19 protein-coding genes are annotated in these 25,696 nt (G+C 42.3%); 8 read left to right on the top strand and 11 right to left on the bottom strand.

Annotation, left to right across the window (positions count from 1 at the left end; translation table 11 throughout):
• Positions 1 to 229 precede the first annotated feature (229 nt).
• Positions 230 to 1,855, top strand: a complete 1,626-nt coding sequence (locus ACX6CI_RS07005; RefSeq protein WP_458778446.1) for an FAD-dependent oxidoreductase — start codon at positions 230 to 232, stop codon at positions 1,853 to 1,855.
• Between the two features lie 703 nt (positions 1,856 to 2,558).
• Positions 2,559 to 2,951, top strand: coding sequence for an ACT domain-containing protein (locus ACX6CI_RS07000; protein ID WP_458777447.1), 393 nt, complete (start codon positions 2,559 to 2,561; stop codon positions 2,949 to 2,951).
• Between the two features lie 40 nt (positions 2,952 to 2,991).
• On the opposite strand, the gene ACX6CI_RS06995 is transcribed toward ACX6CI_RS07000, so the two are convergent.
• The 7 genes from ACX6CI_RS06995 to ACX6CI_RS06965 form a co-directional block, all read right to left on the bottom strand.
• A complete protein-coding gene (locus tag ACX6CI_RS06995) occupies positions 2,992 to 4,656 on the bottom strand; it encodes an FG-GAP repeat domain-containing protein (protein ID WP_458777446.1) in 1,665 nt (554 codons plus the stop codon).
• Positions 4,657 to 4,911: 255 nt separating this feature from the next.
• On the bottom strand, positions 4,912 to 5,460 hold the full coding sequence (locus ACX6CI_RS06990; RefSeq protein ID WP_458777445.1) for a nitroreductase family protein: 549 nt from the start codon (positions 5,458 to 5,460) through the stop codon (positions 4,912 to 4,914).
• 20 nt (positions 5,461 to 5,480) lie between these two features.
• Entirely contained in the window at positions 5,481 to 6,638 is a 1,158-nt protein-coding gene (locus ACX6CI_RS06985) for an acyl-CoA dehydrogenase family protein (RefSeq protein WP_458777444.1), read from the bottom strand.
• A 72-nt stretch (positions 6,639 to 6,710) separates the two neighbouring features.
• On the bottom strand, positions 6,711 to 7,490 hold the full coding sequence (locus ACX6CI_RS06980) for an enoyl-CoA hydratase-related protein (protein ID WP_458778445.1): 780 nt from the start codon (positions 7,488 to 7,490) through the stop codon (positions 6,711 to 6,713).
• 53 nt (positions 7,491 to 7,543) lie between these two features.
• A complete protein-coding gene (locus ACX6CI_RS06975; RefSeq protein ID WP_458777443.1) occupies positions 7,544 to 8,749 on the bottom strand; it encodes a M24 family metallopeptidase in 1,206 nt (401 codons plus the stop codon).
• 22 nt (positions 8,750 to 8,771) lie between these two features.
• Positions 8,772 to 9,620, bottom strand: coding sequence for a 3-hydroxybutyryl-CoA dehydrogenase (locus tag ACX6CI_RS06970; RefSeq protein WP_458777442.1), 849 nt, complete (start codon positions 9,618 to 9,620; stop codon positions 8,772 to 8,774).
• Positions 9,621 to 9,640: 20 nt separating this feature from the next.
• Positions 9,641 to 10,816: an acetyl-CoA C-acetyltransferase gene (locus ACX6CI_RS06965; RefSeq protein WP_458777441.1), complete on the bottom strand. Its 1,176-nt coding sequence runs from the start codon at positions 10,814 to 10,816 to the stop codon at positions 9,641 to 9,643.
• 420 nt (positions 10,817 to 11,236) lie between these two features.
• Between ACX6CI_RS06965 and ACX6CI_RS06960 the strand changes: the two genes are divergently transcribed.
• The 4 genes from ACX6CI_RS06960 (at position 11,237) to icmF (ending at position 18,551) form a co-directional block, all read left to right on the top strand.
• The gene (locus tag ACX6CI_RS06960; protein WP_458777440.1) at positions 11,237 to 13,003 is read left to right on the top strand and encodes an acyl-CoA synthetase; all 1,767 of its coding nucleotides are present in this window, start codon (positions 11,237 to 11,239) and stop codon (positions 13,001 to 13,003) included.
• A 113-nt stretch (positions 13,004 to 13,116) separates the two neighbouring features.
• The gene (locus ACX6CI_RS06955; protein ID WP_458777439.1) at positions 13,117 to 14,262 is read left to right on the top strand and encodes an acyl-CoA dehydrogenase; all 1,146 of its coding nucleotides are present in this window, start codon (positions 13,117 to 13,119) and stop codon (positions 14,260 to 14,262) included.
• Between the two features lie 185 nt (positions 14,263 to 14,447).
• Positions 14,448 to 15,092 carry a TetR/AcrR family transcriptional regulator gene (locus ACX6CI_RS06950; protein WP_458777438.1) on the top strand — a complete coding sequence of 215 codons (645 nt, stop codon included), beginning with the start codon at positions 14,448 to 14,450 and terminating at the stop codon, positions 15,090 to 15,092.
• 180 nt (positions 15,093 to 15,272) lie between these two features.
• Positions 15,273 to 18,551, top strand: coding sequence for a fused isobutyryl-CoA mutase/GTPase IcmF (icmF, locus tag ACX6CI_RS06945; protein ID WP_458777437.1), 3,279 nt, complete (start codon positions 15,273 to 15,275; stop codon positions 18,549 to 18,551).
• Positions 18,552 to 18,675: 124 nt separating this feature from the next.
• Here the strand turns inward: icmF and ACX6CI_RS06940 are convergent, their stop codons facing one another.
• Positions 18,676 to 19,626, bottom strand: a complete 951-nt coding sequence (locus ACX6CI_RS06940; protein ID WP_458777436.1) for an aldolase catalytic domain-containing protein — start codon at positions 19,624 to 19,626, stop codon at positions 18,676 to 18,678.
• A gap of 396 nt (positions 19,627 to 20,022) precedes the next feature.
• On the opposite strand from ACX6CI_RS06940, the gene ACX6CI_RS06935 reads away from it, so the two are divergent.
• Positions 20,023 to 21,108, top strand: coding sequence for a cyclic nucleotide-binding domain-containing protein (locus tag ACX6CI_RS06935; RefSeq protein WP_458777435.1), 1,086 nt, complete (start codon positions 20,023 to 20,025; stop codon positions 21,106 to 21,108).
• A gap of 76 nt (positions 21,109 to 21,184) precedes the next feature.
• Here ACX6CI_RS06935 and ACX6CI_RS06930 read toward each other — a convergent pair whose 3' ends face one another.
• The 3 genes from ACX6CI_RS06930 to ACX6CI_RS06920 form a co-directional block, all read right to left on the bottom strand.
• The gene (locus tag ACX6CI_RS06930) at positions 21,185 to 21,754 is read right to left on the bottom strand and encodes a YIP1 family protein (protein WP_458777434.1); all 570 of its coding nucleotides are present in this window, start codon (positions 21,752 to 21,754) and stop codon (positions 21,185 to 21,187) included.
• Between the two features lie 237 nt (positions 21,755 to 21,991).
• Positions 21,992 to 23,644: a sodium:solute symporter family transporter gene (locus tag ACX6CI_RS06925; protein WP_458777433.1), complete on the bottom strand. Its 1,653-nt coding sequence runs from the start codon at positions 23,642 to 23,644 to the stop codon at positions 21,992 to 21,994.
• A gap of 3 nt (positions 23,645 to 23,647) precedes the next feature.
• Positions 23,648 to 23,929 (bottom strand): hypothetical protein, encoded by a 282-nt coding sequence (locus ACX6CI_RS06920; RefSeq protein ID WP_458777432.1) that lies wholly within the window; start codon positions 23,927 to 23,929, stop codon positions 23,648 to 23,650.
• A 581-nt stretch (positions 23,930 to 24,510) separates the two neighbouring features.
• On the opposite strand from ACX6CI_RS06920, the gene ACX6CI_RS06915 reads away from it, so the two are divergent.
• Positions 24,511 to 25,677 (top strand): HD domain-containing phosphohydrolase, encoded by a 1,167-nt coding sequence (locus ACX6CI_RS06915; protein WP_458777431.1) that lies wholly within the window; start codon positions 24,511 to 24,513, stop codon positions 25,675 to 25,677.
• Positions 25,678 to 25,696 lie beyond the last annotated feature (19 nt).

The following is a 25,696-nucleotide window of genomic DNA, read 5'->3' as shown; positions in this document are numbered from 1 at the left end:
TTATATGATTTGTCAATTTGTATAGTTGTGCTTACGTTTTAAGCGCAGTTGAAGGAAAAAAAGCCGCGATACGTACCTTCACCTCATTCATTCATTAAAACTAAAAATGAATGAGTTGTTATTAATCTACTTTGTAGTCTCGTGTTTAGCACTGACAATTCTAACCGACAAACAATAACCGGCACAACTTATGACACTTAAAACAAGCAGTTCATCTGGCCCGAGACCCATGCAGCTTAGAACCACAAACCTTGAGAAATTATCAAGGGAAACTTTTGATGTACTTGTTGTGGGAGGTGGTATTAACGGAGCGGTTTCAGCCGCGGCACTAGCTCAAAAAGGCGTTAAAACCGCACTCATTGACCAGGGCGATTTTGCAGGAATGACCAGCCAGGAATCATCTAATCTTGCATGGGGTGGTATAAAGTATATGGAAAACCTGGAGTTTATGCTGGTGCGTAAACTCTGTAAGTCACGAAACCATCTTATCAGGCATTACCCTTCAACCGTACGTGAAATACGTTTTTTTACAACAATCAGTAAGGGGTTCCGCTTCCCTCCAGTGTTTATATGGATGGGTACATGGCTTTATTGGCTTATTGGGAGTTGTTTTACAAAAACGCCCAGGTATCTTACAAAAGAACGCATAAGAAAAGAAGAACCCGTCATTGATACTGACAACGCCCAGGGTGGATTTGAATACTCTGACGCTTACCTCCATGACAATGATGCGAGATTTGTTTTTAATTTTATCCGTTCTGCCCTCACAGCCGGCTGTATTGGTGCTAACTATGTTAAACTGGAAAGCGCTACAAAGGATGCCGACGGGCTTTGGATTTGCGAAGTCAAAAATGTTCTCACAGATGAGAAATTTACCATTCGTTCAAAGGCTTTGATTAACTCCACCGGACCGCTGGTCGATGACTTAAACAGCACTCTTAACCAAGAAACTGAACACCGAATCATCCTATCTAAAGGGATCCATTTACTCGTTGAAAAGGTTACACCAAGTAAGAAAGTGCTCGCTTTTTTCGCAAGTGACGGCAGATTGTTCTTTGTTATTCCAATGGGCGTTCGAACCTGTATTGGTACAACGGACACCCCAGTAGATGCTCCTACAAAAGAAGTTACTGAAGAAGATAGAGAATTTGTCCTCAACAACATCAACTCTCTCTTAAAACTTGAGAAACCGCTACAGAAATCAGATATTATTGCAGAACGATGCGGAGTAAGGCCCCTGGTTGTTTCCGGTGATGGCGGCGGAGAGTCTGACTGGATGCAACTCTCCAGAAAACACGCTGTTGAAGTCAACAACAAGGATCGTTTCCTTACTATTTTTGGGGGAAAACTAACCGACTGCCTTAATGTTGGTGATGAGGTCTGTGAAATCATCCAAAATATGGGGATCGAAGTTCCATACTCCCAGCATAAATGGTACGGAGAACCCGATGCTAAAGCCAAAGCCAGATTTATGCATCAGGCAAAACTCATAGGACTTGATGATCTAAAGGCTAAAGAATCCTCAGAGAATTTGTCAACACGGCTCTGGCGAAGGTATGGTGATTCAGCCTTCAAACAACTTGAAATGATTCAGGCAGACCCGACTCAGGCCGAAGTACTTATTAAAGGTACTGAGTATCTGCGTTGTGAATTGCGCCAGGCTGCAAGACGTGAAATGATAACAAAACTGTCAGATTTTCTTCGAAGAAGGTCCAAGATTGCCCTCATTGAACACAGGGATACCATTTATTCTTCTGCAGGACTTCTCGAAGCCTGTCAGATTCTTTTTGGTGATCAGGCACAGGAAAAGCTCGAAGAGTACTTTGAAGAGACCAAGGTTGAGAATGTGAGTTAGGTTATAACATCTCACTAGTGACCAAAAACGGCAACTATCTCACGATAGTTGCCGTTTTTTTGTTTTATGAGATTCACCTGCAAAAGAATGTGATAGCTTTTGACAACCCCTATTTTGGAATAGCAATACTACTTTTTCTTACCCATACTGTTTGTCAATAAATTCAATAACTGAATGATCGACCCAGTTGTATTCGAGAATGAATAGAATCCTCTTCTAATTTTATTGATATCCTTACTGACGATACTCATTTCTTTTTTTATTGATTGCACATCTGAGATCAGTTCCTTATAGGCAAGGTCTCTTATCTCCTGCGCCATTTTTTCTTCATTACTGTTGGTTCTATGGAATAAAGATAGCCAGGTTCGCGCTCACCATTTAAACATCTCAAAAGGCTCATAAATAGATTGCCTCCTAATCTTATTAAATTAAAATTTCGTAACTATTCACGGAAGGAGCTAAAGTCATAACTGCAGACCCTGTTGTTGATGGCAATAAAGCCGACAAACCTTCGATTAGAGAATTGTTTGAGAATTTACGCAATCAGGTACACAATCTTCAGGTTATAGTCTCCTGGGAATATGATGAAGAATTGCGCTATGTAAATTGAAGGAAATTTCGTTGCTGGCAAGGAGAGCACCCCAGCCATCAACCGATCTAAATAACGATGTAATTACAAATTTTATGGATAGGATAGTGTTAAATGACCGGAATTACAGATCTTGAAGAGTTATTACAATCCATGTCACCAAAGCTGAGTGACAATGAATATGTATTTTGTACAGTCAGGGGCAAGCTAGTAGATTATGCACATACGAATCCCTTAGCTTCTTTCATGGAAGATGAAGGATTAACCCTCATTCTTGCCGTTGAGGACGCGGAGACAGAAAAGCTATCCTATGACACTACATTTAAGCACATTACATTAACGGTGCATTCAAGCCTCAACGCAGTAGGTCTAACAGCAGCCGTTGCAAACAAACTTGCCTCACATGACATAAGCGCAAATGTTATTGCTGCTTATTATCATGATCATATTTTTGTTCAGTCTGAAAAAGCTCATGCAGCCTTATGTGCTTTAAGAGAATTTGAGTAAATGTGAATACAAGGGCAATTCTAAACAAATATCTGCCTTGCTAATTATTTAAAAGAAGATATATCGCGGGAGAAATCACCTTACCTGACTCATTACTTACAGTATTGCTGATCATTGCCTTACCGTCACGAAGAAAATTCCCCCGGGCTGTCGGCCATGGTAATAAATTTTCTGCTGATCCAGGGACAGTGTAGATAAAAAATCCTGCGCCAAAGGTCTGCACCAATATTTCCAGCGAACCATTTTCATCTACATCCATAATCGTTGGAGCGGCCGGTGCACCCTTACCGTTACCGTTAGTACCCTGCTCATAAAGCTGGATATCATGGATCTTATTCCCATTGATATCCAGAATGACCAAATAACCATGGGCTAGACCGGGCTTTATCGTTTCAGGATCACCATAGGTTGTAAAAATAAGTTCAGGAATATTGTCTTGATTCAGATCAGCAACACTGACCTCGGAGGCATACATCAAATCTCTACCATGGCGAAAATCATATTTCCATAACTGCTCCGCAACAGGCGAAGTGCAATAAATATAACCATCATGGGCAGCATAGATGATCTCAGGATTCTTATCCCCTGAGATATTCACTATAGTTGGCGCAGGTGGATTTCGTGGCGGATACCAAGTGCGAGTCCCACGACCAAGAGGATAGCCTGAAGATGGAAGAGACTCCCAGCCGGGCAACCGCATCCCAGAAGCGTCACCTGTTCCGTTGTCTCCCTGTAGGACCATTACTGAATGATGTTTGGTATCATAGGGTATGTCCATTTCTACATTGGTAACACCCACCACTTCGTTCTTCCCATCTCCATTGATATCTGCAACACCTGGTGGACTCGACGTCCACTGGAGCCACTTATTAGTCAATGGGCCAGGCCACGGCCCCTCATGGAGGTGATAATGAAGATGCTCAACATCCGCATCAAAGTAGCGAATAAACTGGCCCCAGTTTAGACGGTTGCCGCTATAATCAGAATCCCTGTTGGTAAAATAAGGGGCGGTGACTTTGCTGATTCCAGTATGTTCGAATACGTTTATATGATGGTTATCATAGGTGACAACAATTTCTAATTCAGCATCATCGTCTACATTGCCTATACCAACATTGAGCCCATAGCAACCATAACCATTATTACCAGGCCCGTTTACATCACCATCATTGCCGTAGCCGTTGGCATTATTGTATCGAGGCCATGCTGTGAACGAGAGACCGGGGGGTTGGTAACTTGTGCCGTCAGCTGAGAAAACAAAAACCTGTGCTCCTTCAGGATCCCCCTCTGTCGTCGTAGCAACAATTTCAATTGAACCATCATTGTCAAGGTCCGCAGCAGCAAGCCCTCTCGTTTCGCCTGGGCAATGTCCTAAATAGCAGGTAGATGCAGGCCAGCCATCCTTTAGTTGCAAACTCTCATTTCGCCACTCATAGGCCACAACCCTATCACCATTTGCAGCAATGATTTCATAGATCCCATCTTTTTCAAGGTCAGCCACCACGGCCGGCGCATAGATTCTGGATGCATGTTTGACCTCATCAAGCTCGTTGCCCTGACCATCCCAGACAGTAATATCATAAAGAGTACCAATAATCTTTCTCGCTCCACTACCTAAATTATGTACAATTGGCGAGCCAAACCATGCTGTGTTGGTCCACTCAATCTGTTTGAGCAAGACAGGTTCTTGTACAGGTACGGCCATGGCAAATTGCTGAGTAAAAAGCAGCACTGCTATACAGATAATTGAAATTTTACAAACTTGGAATAATTGAGAAGGCATATTCTTGTTGAATTGGTATGAGGCTTTCTACGCAGAAAAATGCGAATTGTTTGATTCAAGGAAAATCACTGCATAAACCTCTATCAATTTAAATGCATTTCAACAAGACATTCTGCCAGAAAGGTCTTTTGTCAGGTTTTAAAATAGTACGGGAACGAAACAATTTAACTCTTCACCTCAGGGAATAGTGTTTCCAAATCGTTCTATATGAACAAATTCGCTGGTAGGCTTTCTTTTTGGAGCTGGCGGATCGTGGTCAGGATAACCAAGAGCAATCAGAGACACCAACTCACAATGTGCAGGGACTCCAAGAATCTTTTCAGCCTGATCGTGTTCAAATGACCCAACTATAACTGTGCCTAGGCCAAGTTCATGAGCTTTTAAACAGAGATTTTGGGTTACAATACCCAAATCGTATAAAAACCAGTGTGCATACCTTGTCACCTGTTCATTTTTATAGAAACCCGATTTTTCAGGTACTCCACAAACAGCAATTATAACTGGTGCACGCTCCACACTTTTTGTTGCTGGGTTTTTGATTGATAACAGTGCGGAAAGATCTTTTTTAACTCCGGCATCCCTTACAACAATAAGCTCCACGCACTGTTTATTCCCCCATGACGGAGCCCACTGGGCCACTTCATAAAGGGATTCCATCTTATTCTGCTCAACAGCACTATCTTTAAATCTTCTGACACTTCTTCTCGTGGTAAAAATGTCATCCATGTCTATTCACCTCGAATTGTCTACGAAAATTGGTTCAAAATTTCTCTTGATATAATAAGACGTTGCACTTCGCTCGTTCCTTCATAGATACTGGTAATCCTTACATCACGAGCATATCTTTCGATTGGAAAATCGCGAGTGTATCCGTATCCACCAAAGATCTGCATAGCCTCGTAACATGCAGTATTTGCAGCTTCACTTGTAAATACCTTGGCCATTGAGGCTTCTTTGGAAAAGGATTTCCCCTGTTCTTTTTTATGGGCTGCATTCATGAGCAAGAGTCTCCCGGCCTCAAGAGCAGTGTAGCTATCTGCTATTTTCCATTGTATCGCTTGAAATTCAGATATTTTCTTTCCGAATTGTTGACGATCAAGGGAGTATTTGGTCGCAGCATCCATGGCGGCAAGTCCAATACCAAGTGCAAGGGAGCCAATACCAATACGTCCACCTGCAAGTTCAGTTACCGCAGCTCTGAAACCATCATTGAGTTTACCCATAAGTGCGCTGGAAGGTATTCTACAATTTTGAAACAGTATCTCATTGGTGGCTGAGACCTGCTGCCCCATCTTCTTTTCTTTTTTCCCGATAATCAGACCGTCAGTTCCTGATTCTACAAGAAAAAGGCTAATCCCCTTACCTTTTGGAGCACTCGGATCAGTAACAGCCCAGACTACAAATACTCCGGCGCAAGAACCACTAGTTATAAAAATTTTGGAACCATTGAGCACCCACTCGTCGCCATCAGCCACCGCACTCGTTGTCATACCGGCAGGATCAGAGCCCGCACCCTGCTCAGTTAAGGCAAAGGCTCCAGCCACATATTCTCCCGTACAGATTTTGTCTATATACTTTTTCTTCTGTTCTGTGCTACCAAGTGACTGTATTACCTCACACACCATATTGTTCACAGACACTGTTACTGCAGTCGAAGCACAGGCCCGTGCAATTTCGGTCATTGCAACACTAAAGGCAATAACACCTGCTTCAGAACCACCGTACTCATCTTTTATATTGAGGCCCATAAACCCAAGTTCTGCGAGTTTTTTGAGATTTTCATAGAAGATGGTATCATCCCCTCCTTGATCAAGGTCTGCGGCAGCAGGTTCAAGTTCAGCTGCGGCAAATTCTCTCGCCGTATCCTGTATAAGTTTCTGTTCTTCAGTAAGGTCAAGATTCATTACATACCTCTCAATGCGGTTCCAAGTGTATCAAGCAAAATGTGTAGAATAGCTCATCAGTTTAACCAGACATCAGCTATTAAATTGGGGAGGACGTTTTTCTAGAAAAGCACTCATCCCCTCTTTCTGCTCAGGTCCAGAAAAGCAAAGAGCAAAAAGGTCTGCCTCATAGGAACATGCACGTCTTAGATCCATCTCAATGCCGTTATTTACAGCCTCTTTACACAACCGAACAGAAATTGGCCCTTTAAGACAAATAGACTCAGCTATTTTTCTGCATTCAGCCATCAGGTTATCTGCAGCAACAACCCTATTTATGAGGCCGATTCGTTCTGCTTCTGTTGCGTCAATTATATTGCCAGTGAACAAAAGCTCAGTTGCGAGTCCCTTGCCTATGAGTCTTGGTAAACGTTGGGTTCCTCCAAAGCCTGGAACCACCCCTAGATTCACCTCCGGTTGTCCAAATTTTGCATTATCGCTACCTAGCCGCATATCACAAGCAAGGGCTAGTTCACACCCACCACCGAGGGCAAAACCATTGACGGCAGCAATAACAGGCTGAGGAGTCTCCTCAATGGTTTTCATGGCAAGATGCCCAAGCCCACCAAAAACTTTAGCTTCATGGGCATTAAGGCTTTGCATATATGATATATCTGCTCCAGCAATAAAGGATTTTTCACCTGAACCTGTTACAATAACAACCCTTGTTTCAGCGTCTTCTGAGATATCTTTAAAGCATTGAACGAGCTCTTCGAGGGTCTCTTTATTTAATGCATTGAGAGACTTTGGTCTATTAATCGTAACTGTTGCTATCTGATTGTCTTTTTCAACGATTATATTGTTCATTTTAATCAACCTTTATCATTACGTTTGTACACGTTTATTGGGACTATCAATTGCACCAATTAAGTAGAGATTGTGTTAATTTTATCGGGATATTGCCCCAGTGACTCTAAACCGTCATCAGTCACGAGATGGGTGTTTTCAATCCCCACAACACCATAACCCTTGAAAATTGTTTTAGGCTCTAAAGCGATTATCATTCCCTTTTCAAGGGGAAGTTTTTGCCCTTTTGCAATAAATGGAAACTCATCTAGTTCCAGCCCTACTCCGTGGCCAGAAAAACGTATCCGTCGCTCCCCTTCCCCCATAAAATGTTCTCCATAGCCTTTTTCTTCAGCGAGATTCACCATGGTTTCATAGAGTTCACCTGTTACCGCACCGGTTTTAGCAATACGTGAAATCCTTTCCTGGATATCAAGCATTGCGTCATGGGCCGCCATCAACTTGTCAGGCAAACTCCCTGAAACAAATATTCGTGCATGATCAGAGAGGTATCCATCAAGTGCAAAAACAAAATCCACAAGGACAGGATCATTTTTTTGGATAGTTTTATAACCAGCTCCCTGGCCAATAATTGAACTTACGCCCTCACCACCTGTTGGAGAGGCAAGATAACTCGGAACTGCAGCTGATGGCCCGGACATAACGTGACCATAAAACAGTTCACTCCCCCACATGCGCATACGAACGATTCCCTGGTGACCAAGGGACCGTGCATAACCTTCTAGTTCTCCGGCTAAAGTCACTTCGGTTTTCCCTGGTACAAGAAACTCTTCGACCTTGGCAGCAACCATATCGGAGCATTTTGCAGCTTGTCTAATTTTGCCAATTTCGTATTCCGACTTAACTGCTCGAATAAGACGTATTTCTGTTGATATATCTACAATCGATGACGAGCTAAATATTTTCTGATACTGGTGAAACAGGTTAACAGGGAGAACATCGAACTCCATTCCGACTTTTTCTAATTTCAGATAGCCGTAGTCGCTCAAACATTCTGGAATTTTTTTTGGACTGAGAAGAGAGACAATTTCAGGAAGAGCTGAATCTTTTAAGGCCCGTTCATATTCCTTAGTTATCATAAGGACAGGCTTACCTGAAGCAGGAACATACAACCAACCCTGCTGAGCTGTACCACTGAAATAGAACAGGTCAGTTTTCTGGATTATAAGCGCTCCGTTAAGCTCCCGCTTCTGAATTTGATTTTGTAACTTTGCAATGCGCTGTTCAATCTCTGCAGCTGGTGTGGTGTAGGTGGTTTCAGCCATTGTCGTCTCCTGTTACTTTTCGTTAATACTGATAGAACCCTTTTCCAGTTTTTCTACCTAACCAGCCAGCCTCTACATACTTACGTAAAAGTGGGCAAGGCCGGTATTTGGAATCTTTAAAACCATCATATAATGTTTCCATAATTGCAAGACAGGTATCAAGACCTATGAGGTCCGCTAGTGCAAGTGGGCCCATAGGGTGATTCATCCCCAGGCGCATTACTGTATCAATATCTTCAGCCTTGCCAACGCTCTGATAGAGACAAAATATTGCCTCGTTAATCATCGGCATCAAGATTCTATTTGCGATAAACCCTGGAAAATCATTTGCCTCAGCGGGTGTCTTACCAAATGCTTCACAAAGATCCCAGGTAACCTTGAAGGTTTCATCATCGGTGGCAAGCCCGCGAATGACTTCAACGAGTTTCATAACAGGGACCGGATTCATAAAATGAAATCCAATTACTTTTTCAGGCCTGCCTGTCTGAGCCGCAATTCTGCCAATGGGTATGGAAGAGGTGTTTGTTCCAAGAATTACATGGGCTGGGCAGATGGCGTCAAGATCCTTAAAAATCTGAAATTTAAGATCCTCACGCTCTACTGCTGCCTCAACCACATAATCAACTTCTGCCATATCAGCTAAATCTGTGGTTGTTTTAATTCTTGAGAGCACTGCATCTCGATCAGAACTTGTGATCTTATCTTTTTCAACTGACCTGTTGAGATTTTTTTCAATAGTTGCAATACCTTTGGCAGTAAATTCTTCCTTGATATCACTCATCAATACTTCAAGACCGCTGGCTGCTGCAACCTGAACAATACCATTGCCCATTTGTCCTGCACCTATGACACCAAATTTCTTCACGTCCATTGTCAAATCCTGTATGAAAATTATCGATTAACTACCATAGCCACAGCCTCACCACCTCCAAGACATAGTGATACCAAACCTCGTTTCACATCTCTTTTTTCCATTTCATGGAGTAGTGAAACCAGTAAACGACCTCCACTCGCACCAATTGGATGTCCCATGGCAACTGCGCCACCGTTCACGTTCACTCTAGAGGTATCAAGTTCAAGAACCTTATTGATAGCAACAGAAGTGCCACTAAATGCTTCATTGATCTCAAACAGATCGACGTCATGAATAGTTACGCCCTCTTTTGCAAGAACTTTGGGGATAGCGAGAATAGGCGCCATAAGGACATATTTGAGTTCTATTCCAGCTGAGGCCTGGGCACCAATTTCAGCAATTATTTTGCAGCCAAGCTCTTTGGCCTTTTCTTTATTCATAACAACAACAGCTGCTGCACCATCACTTATGATAGATGCATTACCAGCCGTGCCTACTCCGTCTTTTTTAAAGGCGGGCTTCATTTTTTGGAGACTTTCAAAACTTGTTTCAACCGGGCATTCATCAACGTCAAACATCTTAACGGCACCACCCCGCTGAGGCACAGGCACTGGCATGATTTCGTCTTCAAACGATCCATTTGCAATGGCCTTTCTTGCTCGTCTATACGACTCTTCAGCGAACCGGTCCTGCTCTTCTCTATTTACCTGCCACTTATCACAGATATGTTCATTGGACATGCCCATATGAAAATCATTCACGACATCCCACAGGCCATCATGTACCATATGATCTTCAAGCTTGCCCGGCCCCATGCGGTGCCCCCACCTTGCCTTTTCGACATAGTAAGGGGCGGAACTCATACTCTCCATGCCACCGGCTACAATTACATCAGCATCACCACATTGTATGGCTTGTGCTGCGAGCATAACCGCCTTAAGAGCAGAACCACATACCTTATTTATCGTGATCGCCTCGACGGCTTGAGGTAATTCAGCCTTGATTGCGGCCTGTTTCGCAGGGTTTTGACCATATCCGCAGGGCAACACCATACCCATAATACATTCGTCCACCTCTTTTTTATCAATACCCGAACGGCGAACAGCTTCTTTTATAATCTGCCCCCCAAGATCAGTTGCACCAATTTTGCTGATTGTACCACCAAAACTACCAAATGGAGTTCTTACTGCACTTACAATCACGGCTGTATTCATTTTATGCCCTCTTCCAGTATCGTTTTCGCTTGAGTAACCTACTATTTTAACACGAATATTTGCAGAGCACAACAATCCGACCAAGCGCTCAATCACATAACATGTTGCCCGAGAGAAAAACTTTTGTCAACGATTTTCAATATTTTACTCATACCACATGAACCATTATCTGTTCAGGTATATCCATCTACCCTCAATCAGCAATGAAGTTTCAGTCATATATTGTACTGCTATTGATGGCATCAGATATCGTAAAATCAGAGGCTTATAAAAAAAACCTTTGACAATCTAGTATTATTATAATCTATTTCCACTAGACACCCGACCGAGCGCTCAGTATTATTTATTGAACTGCTGCATTCGGCAAGAAACGTAACTTTCTGGCCTTCATTTTCAAATCTAAACTGTAAGGAGTCACTCATGAGTATGGAAAATCTGTACCGAGAAGTAATGGACCTTAACATGATGGATGATAATGACAGTAAAAGAGATGCAGCTAAGACTTTCTTTGATAAACTTAACTTCATGGAGAAACCTGAGTATTTCAATTGGGCCCATGAAATTTTCGAAGAAGTCCATGTCAAAGAGCGTGGAGATAAAAACGCATTAATATGGGCAGATATCCTTACAGATGAGAGTAAAACATATACATATAGTGAGTTTTCAGCAGAAGGAAACAAATGCTTAAATGCCGTGAGAGCTGCAGGTGTTGAACAGGGCGACAACATGTATATGATGGTACCCATTGTACCAGAGACATGGTTTGCAAGCTTTGCATGTATCAAAGGTGGTTTAGTTTCGGTTCCTACGGCCACGACCATGACCACTCGGGAACTCGAATTCAGGTTTGAAACCTATCCAGCGAAATGTATCATTGCCGACGAAATATATACCGACATTATCGATGAAGCCCTGAAGACCAAAAATATCTCGCCAAAGATTAAAATAGTTCTTGGTGAAAAAGAAGGCTGGACCAGCTATTCGGATCTTGCAAAGCAGTCACCTGAAGCACAACCTGCAAAAACAAAATCGACTGACCTCCTCTTCTGTTTTTTCACTTCTGGAACAACAGGACTACCTAAAAGGGTTGGTCATACAGCTATTTCATATCCCCTTGGCCACCTTTCAACCTCTGTTATGACAGGCGTTCAAACCGGAGATATTCATCATAACCTCGGCGCCCCAGGGTGGGCTAAATGGGCCTGGTCTAGCTTTTTTACTCCTCTAAATGTTGGTGCCACCGCTTCCGGATTTAATTTTTCAGTTCTTGATGGTGATAAGTATCTCACCCAGATTACCAAGCATAAGATAAGCACATTTTGTGCGCCCCCTACTGCCTGGAGAATGTTTATAAATCTTGACACCTCAAAATATGATTTTTCCAACTTACGTCAATCAATCGGCGCAGGAGAACCACTCAACCCAGAAGTCATCAATCGCTGGAGCGAACTCACAGGTACAGATATTCGCGATTTCTATGGACAAACAGAATCAACAGCCATGATAGGCAACCACCCTTGGATGAATGGCAAGATGAGAAATGGTTCTTTTGGCCAGCCGTCTTTTATGTATGATGTAGCACTTTTCGATGATGATGGAAAAGAGATCACAAAAGCGGACGAACCTGGGCACATTGTCGTAAAACTTGATAAATGGCGCTCCATTGGACTTTTTACTGAATATATTGGTAACCCTGAAAAAATGGCTGGTGTATTCATTGACAACAACTACTACACCGGTGACAGGGCAACCTTTGATGAAGACGGTTACTGGTGGTTTGTCGGCAGAAGCGATGATGTTATTAAATCTGCAGATTTCAGGATAGGCCCATTTGAGGTTGAAAGTGCACTTCTTGAGCACCCCGCAGTTGCAGAATCTGCAATAGTCGGTGTACCAGATGAAAAACGTCACCAGCTCGTAAAAGCCTTTTGTATCTTAAAAGCCGGCCAAGAGCCTTCAAGAGAACTCGCTCTAGAACTGTTCCAACACACCATTAACATTTTGGCAAAATTTAAGATCCCTCGAATCATAGAATTTGTGCCTGCGGTACCAAAAACCTTGAGTGGTAAAATTAGAAGAGTCGAACTACGCCAGCAGGAAGTGGACCGTAAAAGTAGTGGGGCGGCACCTGAAGTTAGCGAATATTTTTACTGGGATTTTCCTGAGCTTTCTTCAAAGAAAAAGTAGCGAACAACCTGGAGGGAGGACTCCCTCCAGGTTTCAGCATATAGATGTTTTACCCACAAGTTCTGGGTAAACAAAATAGGCCAGGTCTACTCAACAAGATTTTGGGGTGAGATATGAATTTTGAATTAACAGAAGAGCAAAACCTGATTCGCGATATGGTTCGTGAATTTGCTGAAGCAGAAATTGCTCCCAGCGCAAAAGCCCGCGATGAAGAAGAACGATTTGACAGACCCTTAATGTTTGATAAGCTTGCTGAACTTGGCCTTACCGGAATAGTTTTTCCTGAAGAATACGGAGGAGCCGCTGCAGATTACATAAGTTATTCCATCGCTGTTGAAGAGCTTTCAAGAGTTTGCGCCTCTACCGGAGTAACACTTTCCGCCCACCTTTCTCTTTGTGCGAATCCTATATATTTATTTGGCACCGAAGAGCAAAAACATAATTTTTTAACGCCTCTTGCAAAGGGCGAAAAGCTTGGGGCATTTGGTCTAACCGAACCCTCAGCAGGTTCAGATGCAGGTGGCACCAAAACAACTGCCATTAAAGAGGGTGATAGTTGGATCGTTAACGGCACCAAGATTTTTATAACCAATGCTGGAGACGCAGAAACATATGTAGTACTGGCAAGAACTGATAAAAATGCTCAAAAACATCATGGAATCAGCGCATTTATCATTGAAAAAGATACTCCGGGGTTTTCTTTTGGTAAAAAAGAAGAAAAGCTGGGTATTCGTAGCTCACCTACAATGGAACTGATTTTTGAAAATTGCCAGATTCCTGCAGCGAACTTGCTGGGCAAGGAGGGAGAAGGGTTTAAGGTGGCAATGAAGACCCTGGATGGTGGTCGTATTGGCATCGCATCACAGGCTTTAGGTATTGCCCAGGGAGCTCTGGAAGCAGCTGTTAGTTATGCTAAGGAACGGAAACAATTTGACACACCTATTTCCAGGTTTCAGGGAGTACAATTCCAACTCGCCGATATGGCAACTCAGATAGAGGCATCTCGTCTGCTTGTGTATCGTGCTGCATATAAAGCGAGTAGCGGCTCCTCTTACTCCCAGGCTTCAGCCATGGCAAAACTCATGGCATCTGAAACTGCTATGAAGGTAACAAGCCAGGCTGTACAGGTTTTAGGTGGATATGGATATACCCGTGACTTTCCTGTAGAGCGCATGATGCGTGATGCAAAAATAACGGAAATTTATGAGGGGACCAGTGAAATTCAACGCCTCGTTATCGGGGCAAGCCTCACTCGGTAACTATGTAACTATTTGTTAGTTAGGGTTTGTTATACGATCCAATCACACAAACTCAGATACGACAAGGATATTAGAAAACGACCAGATTTCTCTTTTGTTCTCTTACTATATTGTATATTTTTTCAGACACATTCGCATAAAAGTTTGAAAAAGCAAAACAAGCACCATGAGGAGAAACAAATTTTATGGCTACAAAAGATGCTTCTAGCGAAGTAGCAACCCACATAAAAAACCAGGATCTGGTCATAGAACGGCGACGACAGATAGTTGATGGAGCTGTGCCCCTTTTTATCAAAAAAGGGTATCACAAAACCACAACAAGAGAACTGGCCAAAGAAACCGGGATGTCCATCGGTTCCCTCTATGAATATGTCTCAAGCAAAGAGGATGTCCTTTTTCTGGTATGCAACGCCATCCACTCTGAAGTTGAGTCAGGCGTTCAAGAGGCTCTTGCAAGACCTACGGTGGGCAAAGATGCGCTTGCTGAGGTGATTCGCGAGTTTTTCCTGGTATGTGATCGTATGAGCGATCATGTCCTCCTGATGTACCAGGTAACTCATTTTCTGCCACCTAAATGGCAGAGGAAAGTGCTAGAGGCTGAACTGCGTTTAACACAGCTGTTTGTAAGTGCTATGAACGAATTACGTGATATGGGTAAACTGCCAGCCCTTGATGACGACAAAATAAATCTTACTGGTCACAACATATCGGTCATAGGTCATACCTGGGCCTTTAGGCGTTGGTATTTTGCAAAGAACTTCACCATAGAACAGTATATTGAGCAGCAGACAGATTTCATCATGAGATTTTTACAGGATAAAAAGGAATAACTCCCCAAACAACTGTACAATCTTATTATCGACATCTCTCTGCAGCGCTTGTAGCAATCTGTAACCTACTCCCGGGAACTTGGTTTAAGCCCTCGACCAAAACACAGGTATAAAAAACCTCTGTTATTGGTCTCAGGTTGTAATCCAGCCTCCCTATCAATTACGAGTAAAGGAGCTATCATGCAAGTGGATGTCGAAATCTATAGACCAAAAAATGTTGTAAGAGTAATCACCGCAACCTCCCTCTTTGATGGTCACGATGCCTCGACCAATATTATGCGGAGAATCCTTCAGGATTCAGGCGTAGAGGTCATCCACCTTGCCCACAACAGATCAGTTCAGGAACTCGTTGAAACAGCCATAGAAGAAGATGCCCAGGGTATAGCTATGTCCAGCTACCAGGGTGGACATATGGAAGCCTTCAAATATATGATAGACCTCCTGAAAGAAAGAGAATCTTCCCATATTAAAGTGTTTGGTGGAGGTGGAGGAGTTATTGTTGCGGAAGAAATCAAAGAACTGGAGGCGTATGGAGTTGCAAAAATCTATTCACCTGAAGACGGTAATACTATGGGCCTTCAGGGAATGATTAATCATATGATTAAAATCCTTGATTTTTCTACCCTCCCCTACCACAATCTCGACTCTAAGCAGCTCCACTATTCGAATTTAAAATCCATTGCCGGTTTTATCACTGCCGTTCAACAGGCCAAAGCAGAAGACTCTGGCAAACTGGAGGAACTGCTAGCCCCAATTAGTGTGATCGCAAACAAGAACAAGCCACCAGTCATAGGTATAACCGGCACTGGAGGTGCAGGAAAATCGTCACTTACAGATGAGATTATCGTTCGTTTTCTCCTTGATATTAAAGATATACGTATTGCCATAATCAGCTGCGATCCTTCTCGTAAAAAAACAGGTGGAGCCTTGCTTGGCGATCGAATACGTATGAATTCCATAAGCAGTTCGGAAAACGTTTATATGCGCTCGCTTGCAACCCAGGCTTCTGCAAATGAAGTCTCCGAAGCCTTACCCGATGCAATTGAAGTGGCTAAAGCCGCTGGGTTTGATCTTATCATTGCAGAAACCGCAGGAATTGGCCAGGGCGATTCAAAAATCACTGAACTGACTGATATTTCAATATACGTGATGACCAGCGAATATGGCGCACCATCCCAGCTTGAAAAAATAGATATGCTCGATTATGCGGATCTTATTGTCATCAACAAATTTGAAAAAAAAGGCAGTGATGATGCTCTTCGCGACATCCGCAAGCAGGTGCAGAGAAACCACAAGGCATGGGGAACGGCTCCTGACGACTTTCCTGTCTACGGGACTATTGCTTCAAAATTTAACGATGATGGAATCACAGCACTCTATCACGGTATAGTCGAACAGATTAATTCTAAATCTGATCTTAATCTGAAACCACAGCTGGAAAAGCCGTTACAAAAATACTCAACCTCAAAAACCATCGTTATACCGTCAGAACGAGTCAGGTACCTGGCGGAGATATCCTCGACAATTCGGGACTATCATTTAAAAACCTCTCATCAGTCTGAGGCTCTACGACGATATAATCACCTCAAAGAAACCGTTACACTTCTTAAAGATAAAGGTGATAATTCATTCTCTGATACTATCGAAAAGCTGCAGATGGAGTCTGCAAATCTTAGTCAAAATGTAGAAAAAGAAACAGAAGACACCGTCGAACAGTGGCAGGAGCTTCAGCAAGGCTATTCTGGAGATGAACTGGTGTATTCAGTTCGTGGCAAAGAAATTAAAGTGCCACTGTATACAACCTCCCTATCCCATTCAAAAATACCAAAGATTTCTCTGCCTAAGTTTAAAGACCCTGCAGATTTATACCATTGGGTGAGAAAAGAAAATCTGCCAGGTTACTTCCCGTTTACCGGTGGAGTTTTTCCGATGAAACGTGCAGGAGAAGACCCAACGAGAATGTTTGCAGGGGAAGGTGGTCCGGGCCAAACCAATAAACGTTTTAAGCTTTTATCTGAAAACTACGCAGCAAAACGCCTCTCCACCGCCTTTGACTCCGTAACTCTCTACGGTTGGGACCCTGCGATTCGCCCTGATATTTATGGAAAGATTGGTACATCAGGGGTAAGCATCTGTACCCTGGACGATGTGAAGTTACTCTATGATGGCTTCGATCTCTGTTCCCCCACTACCTCAGTTTCCATGACCATTAATGGTCCGGCTCCAATTATACTTGCTATGTTTATGAATACCGCCATTGATCAGCAGGTGGAACATTTTGCACGGGAGATGAACAGGCAACCAAGTGAAGATGAGTACACCGGAATTAAAACAAAAGTGCTCGAGAATGTACGTGGGACCGTACAGGCAGATATATTAAAAGAAGACCAGGGACAAAACACCTGCATTTTTTCCATAGAATTTGCGTTAAAAATGATGGGGGATATTCAGGAATTCTTTATCGCTCAAAACGTTAAAAATTTCTATTCCGTTTCAGTCTCCGGTTACCACATTGCAGAAGCTGGAGCTAATCCAATTACCCAATTGGCCCTTACCCTCTCTAACGGTTTCACCTATGTTGAGTATTACCTGTCAAGAGGAATGGACATCGACGCAATTGCGGCCAATCTCTCCTTCTTCTTCTCAAACGGTATGGACCCTGAGTACACAGTGATAGGGAGAGTTGCCAGGCGCATCTGGGCAATTGCCATGAAGGAAAAATACGGTGCATCAACTACATCACAACGCCTCAAGTACCATATCCAGACCTCAGGACGATCGCTGCACTCCCAGGAAATACAATTCAATGATATCAGGACTTCTCTACAGGCTCTGTGCGCGATTTATGATAACTGTAATAGTCTCCATACAAATGCCTTTGATGAAGCAATAACCACTCCGAGTGCAGAATCAGTCAGGCGGGCTCTCGCCATCCAATTAATTATCAACCGGGAATGGGGACTCGCTAAAAATGAAAATCCTAACCAGGGTTCTTTTATTGTCGAAGAATTAACTGATCTTGTTGAAGAAGCTGTTATGGTAGAGTTTGACAGGATCACCGACAGAGGCGGAGTACTTGGTGCTATGGAAACTGGGTACCAAAGAAGTAAAATCCAGGAAGAATCGATGTACTACGAACATCTCAAACATTCAGGTGAGTATCCAATAATTGGGGTTAACACCTTTAGAAATCCTGATATAGATTATGATGCACAGACTGCTACACTAGAGCTTGCCCGTGCAACTGACGAGGAAAAAGATGAGCAGATAGAGCGCCTTGCCAACTTTCATAACAAGCACCAGAAAGGTGCACCTGATGCACTTACACGTTTAAAAGAAGTAGCCCTTAGTAACGGTAATATCTTTGAAGAACTGCTGGAGACTGTAAAACATTGCAGCCTTGGTCAGATCACAAATGCACTCTATGACGTAGGTGGTCAATACCGAAGAAATATGTAATATTTATATGGATGGCCATCACACAAGGAAATCAATAGCATTGATTTCCTTGTGTTAAATAATGGATGGGACCTCTCATCTTGGACACCAGAAAAGTATTCAAACAACCTACATCATCATTACTCTATACAGTAGAAACACCATTACAGATTGAATCATAATAGTCTAATATTTCTTCCTTCTTCTCTGACTCCATCAAAGCCATAGCTGTCCTTGGGTGCTGATTCATCGTTCCAGTAACCATATATGGAATGGAGTAACCCCAATCGATTTTTTTCGCCCATGGAAAAATATCTTCTTCAATGCACTTAATGATTGGGCGAACATTGAATTTAGGATTTTTGAGAAATGATAACAGTAACTCAAGGGGACAATTTCCTGCACCCCTTCCGATGCCGTATAGGGTAGCATCCAAAAAGTTTATTCCATTAATAATCCCGGAGATCGTGTTCGCAAAGGCGAGTTGCTGGTTATTATGAAAGTGGGCACCAATCACTTTCCCGGGTAATCTCTCTACATATTTTTGGGCAAGGGTATCGATATCTTCTGAATAAAAGGCTCCAAAGGAATCAACAAGATAAACGATGGGCACACTACTTTTGTTTAAATCTTCCAAACATTCGTTGAGTTCCCTTAATCCGACCGTTGACACTGCCATTAAGTTAATTGTTGTTTCGTAACCTTTATCCTGACAATGATGGGCAAGTGCCAGTGCCGAATCAATCTGGTGCACGTAGCAAGCAATTCTTATCATATCAAGTGAACTATCTTCGGCCATTGGAATATCTGCCATATCTATACGACCGATATCAGCCATGGCTGAAAGTTTTATTCTTTTTTCTTCAGAGCCGATTATTTTACGCAGGTCTTTTTCGTGACAAAACTTCCACGCTCCAAATTCTTTGGGGTCAAAGGCACTCGCCGAACTTAAATAACCAATTTCCATATAATCAACAGCAGCATCTGCGAGCGCGTTATATACATTGCGCACAAATGTATCGCTGAATTGCCATTTGTTCATGAGGCCGCCATCCCTGACGGTGCAGTCTATTACTTTAATTTCTTCCCTGTACATTGGTCTACCCTTGTCCTTATTCAGTTGGATTACTTATATCCGCTCTTACTCAACAGGTATCTGATCTCATATTATTTTGAGTATTCTACCCGCCACGCCGTAACGGAAAAAATAATTAACAAACAAAAAGCACAATGGCAAGTATTTCGTCTATAATTCCCTCATAAATAACTACAACCGTATTTTATTAGCGCTAAGTCAACATTTACCTACTTATATTAACTAAAGGAAATTCATAAATTGTTCACGTTCATGACATGTATCAAACGAGCTTCATATGGTATAATATGCTGAGCATTGTATAAAATTTGGCAATAGAAGATAATTACGCGGTAGACTGCTTTAAATAGCCATGCTTATGAAATTGATCTCACAGGATCTACTGGAGGACATTTTTTGAACACATCTGAAGAGAAATATTGTGATGCTGTATTTGTCATTACCGAAGAGAAATCTTGTCCAGTCTATAATATAGGAGAAGAGCTAAAGATCCAAAACTTTTGCTTATCTATCTCATCCTATAAACCCGGCTGTTTACATCTCGCCAAAAACATTGCATCGATTCTCACTGTAAGTGACAAAAAGAGTAAATCGAGTTCTGTTCCCGGGCCGCAATCAAAATTTGACTGCGGTGGCTGTGAAGGGCTTATTCACTTTGAGTATCAACGGGAAAAAGATTTTGCCACTGTGCAGATGAAGATGATGCAGGATGCTGAAGAGCGGCGCAACAGACATCTCACCGAAAAGTATTTTAAAGAACTCAAAAAACTTGAAATATTCAAACTGTTTGATGACCATTCCTTAGTAGACCTTATTCTTTTGCTCGAATTCAAAACTATCCTGCAAAATAAGAGAGTTGTGAAAAAAGGGGCCTCAGGCCATCATCTCTATATCATCCTCAAAGGCAAGGTGGCTGTTATTAAAGATGATGGCTCACGAGCAGTAGAACTAGAGGCTGGAGAAATATTTGGGGAGATGAGTCTTCTTTCTGGAGAACCGGTTTCTAAATCAATCCATACTACTGAGGATACTCAGGTAGCCATGCTCAGTTTAAAAAATTTTAGAGACGTGCTGAGGAGCTACCATAAACTACAGTTTTATCTACTAAAAATCCTTACAGATCGTGCACAAACTGTTTCCTTACAATTAGGTGAAATTTCCTCAGGTATGTCCGGAAAACTTTCAGACATTAGCGTTGTCGATCTGTTTAATATAATGAACTCTAAGAGAAAAACAGGGGCGCTACATTTTTCTCTCAAAGAAGGAAAAGCCGTAGCGTTTTTTAGAGACGGGGAAGTGATTTTTTCTCGTTTTCAACGCTTTCGCCAAGAGCAATCAGTCACAGAGATACTAGCTGCAAAAGTTGGTAGTTTCCATTACATGAAAGGGCTCCCAAATGAATTAAAAAAATCTTCTCCCATCGCACCGTTTGATGAACTTATGTTGGATGCAATGCAATCCAACAAGCCAATAAACGGATGAAGGGAGGGAAATGCTTTAAGCATCATGCCCAACAATGTACTCTTCAAATGTAACTGTTGAAATATTTAATCTCACACTAGGGTAAGAAGACGTACACAGAACTCATACTGAAAACCCACATAGCCCCTACCGCCAAAGTAGCTTTAGATGGGGTCAATCCCATCCCCCATACCAGGCTTTTTTTCGTCAGACCAAACAACCAGCCTGCAGCCATTGCGACTAAAAACAGTATTACTAATCGCAGAGCACCGGTCAGATTATAGTTGATAAGAAAATTAGTCAAAGGGGCAATTATCCAGAACGGAATACAGGTCAAACCTATCAATACCCCGCTCTGCATGATTGTCCCCTGGCCACCAAAGGCTTTTGCCGCCGCCCAGTAGACGAGGCTGTAACCAATCAGCGCTGCACTTATTGTGAAAAAACCTGCCACACAGATAATGAGTGGAGTTATTACGGCAAATTTGCCTTCAACAGGCAAATCAGGGGTTGTGTAGAGAGCACCGAAGTAATTTGAAAGACCGAAAAAAATACCCAGAATGATAAGGTTAATAACTACATATGTTTTTGTGTTATTTTGGGAGGTTGGTTGCATAATATCTTCCTGACCTGCTACAAGATTTCCAAATGCAGTAAAATAGGACACAAGACAACTCCTGTGGGTAGAGATTGAGGTTGCTGGTATAACGCGTTTTATCAGAAAAAACTTTTGCCAATACGTTTCAAAACAAATGAATTATTAGCTTTATGTCGTACAATCATGCCAACCGTTAAAACTCGAACAGTTATCTGATCTTTTTCACACGTGTTCATGAGTTAAAACAGTCTCTACCTTTCGGATGCTTATGAAATGGTAGAAACTGTTATATTAAGCCCATGCAGATTAAGCAGTCCAGCCTCCTGGCATTATTGCCCAAACAACAAATGCGAGACTTACAACGGCGATAATCATACCTGCACCGACACTATTGTATCTCTCTTCGTTGTATTCTGCCCAACCATGAATGCTATCAACCAAACGTTTGTCAGATTCATGGGGGATTCGTGCAACAAGTCCTGGAATCTTATTGGTAACCATGGATACTACAGCTAATACAAGAAATGATAGAGGTACGCAAAGCAAGGCGCCAGACATTCCAAGCTTTGCCTGAAGTCCACCAGCAATCGTAATGTCCGGGAAGACATAAGGAGAGACGATGATATAGGTTAATCCTCCAACGAGCGTTGCTGCCATGGCACCGTAACGATTAGCTTGTTTCCACCACACACCTAAAATCACAAGAGGTGCCACTGTAACTCCAGCAAGGCCAAAGGCCCAGAGGATACTAACGACAAGAAATGTTGGTGGATTCAAAGCGACTAAAATAGCAATAATACCACCACCAGCAATTGCACAGTAGCCTATAGTCTTCATGGTTTTTTCTGGCAGATCGGGCTTTATCGTCGCGATAATATCCTGTGCAATGAGCGCTCCAATAGCCATGAGGTTTGCACTAATGGTTGACAAACCAGCTGCAATTGCACCAGCTATTACAAAGGCAAGAACCCATGCGGGGTTGTATACAGAGTTGAGAATCAAAGTAATTTTATCATAGTCCGAAGGAGCTATTACCGTCCCTGAAGTAGCCTGAAAGAAAACACCGGAAAAACCCATGGTGTAGGTGGCACTAAATACAATACCACAGAAAAATGTGAACCAGACCATTGCCCACCTGGCACTTTTTACACTTTTTGCGGTATAGACCCTCATACCCAGGTGGGGAAGACCCATTGCGCCGATAGTAAAAGCAGGAATAAGAGCAAAGTACCACTTGAAACCAAATTTCATATCAAAAAAATCGGGTACCGCTGCAAGCATGGCTGGAACCATATCAGCATAAAGAAGAGGAGGAAAATACCACCCCGTTCCACCCATTGCTTTCATGATCGCACCAAGGGGTATGATAAAAGCAATTCCCATCAAAACCATCTGGAAAGCTGCATTATAGCTAGTACCATACATTCCGCCAATTGCTACGTAGCCAACAATTAGAGCACCACCACAGATCAAAGCCACGGTATAATTAATACCAAAAAGCATTTCAAAAACCTTTGCTACACCAATCATTTGTCCAAGCGCATACATGAGCATGATCAGAATCATAAATGCTGCAACAACATAGGAGGTATTCAAGCCATAGCGTTCCCTGACAAATTGAGCGGGAGTGAAAGCTCCCATACGCCGGAGAGGTGTTCCATACCAAAGTGTAATCAGCGGAATAGAAAGAGAAAACTGTATCCACATGTAAACAAATGGTACTTTAAGTTTAAGAATAAGAGCGGTAACACCCATGAAAGTTGCAAGGCTCATATAGCTTGACGCCATACCGAGGCCATTAGCTAGAGAGCCAATACTACGACCTGCTGTCCAGTAATCCGTGGAGGATTTTGCGGCTTTTGCTGAATACCAGCCAATTATGTAAAAAAACACAAAAGATATAGCGACAAAAATAATCCCCAGAGTGGGGTTTTCCAGTGCCCATTTCTGTTCTTCCATGATTTAGTCATCTCCTTTGCTGGTTGAAGGATTGCTTGCTGACGCAAGACCTTCAATTTCATCATCCAACTGGTTGGTCAGTTGCGCCTGAATAAAAACAACAACCATCAATCCTAACCAGCCCATGAGAACAGGGATAATGTACTGTGAGGGGAACCCGAATATCATGTGGTCCCTCAGTCCTGGAAAGGCTGCGAAAAACAGCCCTGTATGCCCAAGCAGCAGCAGCAACAGACTAAAAATCAGGGTGTACCAGATTTCTTTTTTGTACGCGCTATTCATCATCTCCTCCTAATAAGATTTAACTGCTGTAAACTCAAAAGATCGGCTCAACTACCTCTACAACATCACTTGTAGTCAGGGATAGTTGACAACGTCTTTGGATTTGGTTCCTGGCAATGTAAACTGTTGTTGGGGATAGAAGTGGAGCTGGGTATGACATGTAGGGTCTAAAGTACGCTAACATATATATCCGCCTCGCAGCAGAAAACTATAATGAACTAGAATATCTGCATAATATTAATCTGACACTTAAAGATTGAGCGCTCGTTCTTATTTAAAAAAACAATGATCATCCAAATATTACGCTACAAAGTGAACAATGGACGATAATAACGATAAACGTTCAAAACAGATGGAAACAGGTGTTCATCCAAACTTTAATCCAGAACAAAAAAATGAAGCAAATTTCTAATATAGCGAGTAAAACAAAATCATTACTGAGCGAGCGCTCAGTCTTGTGTGTGTATTATTAAATAAATTATATGGTTCTTGTCAATAGATTTTATGTCAAAAATGTAGGATCATAATAATCAATAGTATTGTTAATTTGATCAAGTTTACGATACCTATTCGGAGTGTGCGTAATGACCGGTGACTATTCCCGCTTTTTCAAAGTGTTTGCTGAAGTGAGTAAAGCAATTCATTCTGGTGAAGGAAGTGCCGATATTATTGAGTCCATAGTTACTCACATCAAAATACACCTTGAGGCAAAGGGTTGTATTTTCTGGGTAGTTGATCATCCAAAACAACAAATTATCTCAAAGTTTTCATATGGTTTTTCCTATCGCAGCCTTGAGGAAGTTGATTACAATATTCTCTCCACTCTATTTGTTACAAATGGTGCCCCACTCGTCTTCATAGAGGATGCTCGACACGACCCTAGAATACCGGACCTTGAACGGTTTGGAAAACGCAAGGTTGGTTCCATTAGCGGTCTTCTATTTGACATTGTTGGTTCATGCAGTGGAATCCTTGCTGTCTATTTCCACAATCGTCGCGAGTTAACAGCTGACGAGCTTGAACTTGTAACAGCCCTTGGGGAACAAGGTGCAATTGCACTGCAAAAATCATTTAGCTACGATGAAAAGATGCTGGAAAACCTTCGTCAAATTGTAGAAGCGTTTACCCTCGCCTTGGAGGCCAAAGATAAGAAGACCCATGGCCATTCATTAAAAGTTGCTGAATATGCTCAGATGATTGCCAAAGAAATTGAACTACCGGAACAGCAAATTCAAACTGTGTATCATGGAGGACTATTACATGATATTGGTAAAATAGGAATGAATGATGATATCCTGGAGCGGCTGGGAATTCTCACGAGAAATGAGATGGATATTGTCAAAAAACACCCGGAAATTGGAGCCCGTATCACTCAACCCTTATTTTTTTTAAATGATGTTGCTCCACTCATAAAACACCATCACGAACGATTCGATGGCACTGGCTACCCTGACGGTTTGAAAAATGATAAAATTCCGCTAGGCGCCAGGATAGTGACTGTCTGTGATGCCTTTGAAACCATGCTCGGAGGCCGCAAACATTTTGAAAAAATGACTTTTGAAGATACAGTTTGTACATTGTTCCATGAAGCTGGTCATCAGTTTGATCCCGAGATAGTCAAAGCCCTCTGGAGCGTATTACTCAAGCATCCTGAAATATTAAATTTGAGCCAGTCCCAGCTCCGATGCGTGGCCACTTATCGGGACAAACTCAGACATCGATCCTGTTTTCAATCTGATATGTTTATGTAGTGAGAAACCATAAACGCTG

This window comes from Desulforhopalus glucosivorans, assembly GCF_054397165.1.
The sequence above is the reverse complement of the archived record's forward strand: the minus strand, read 5'-3'. Positions and strand labels throughout refer to the sequence as shown.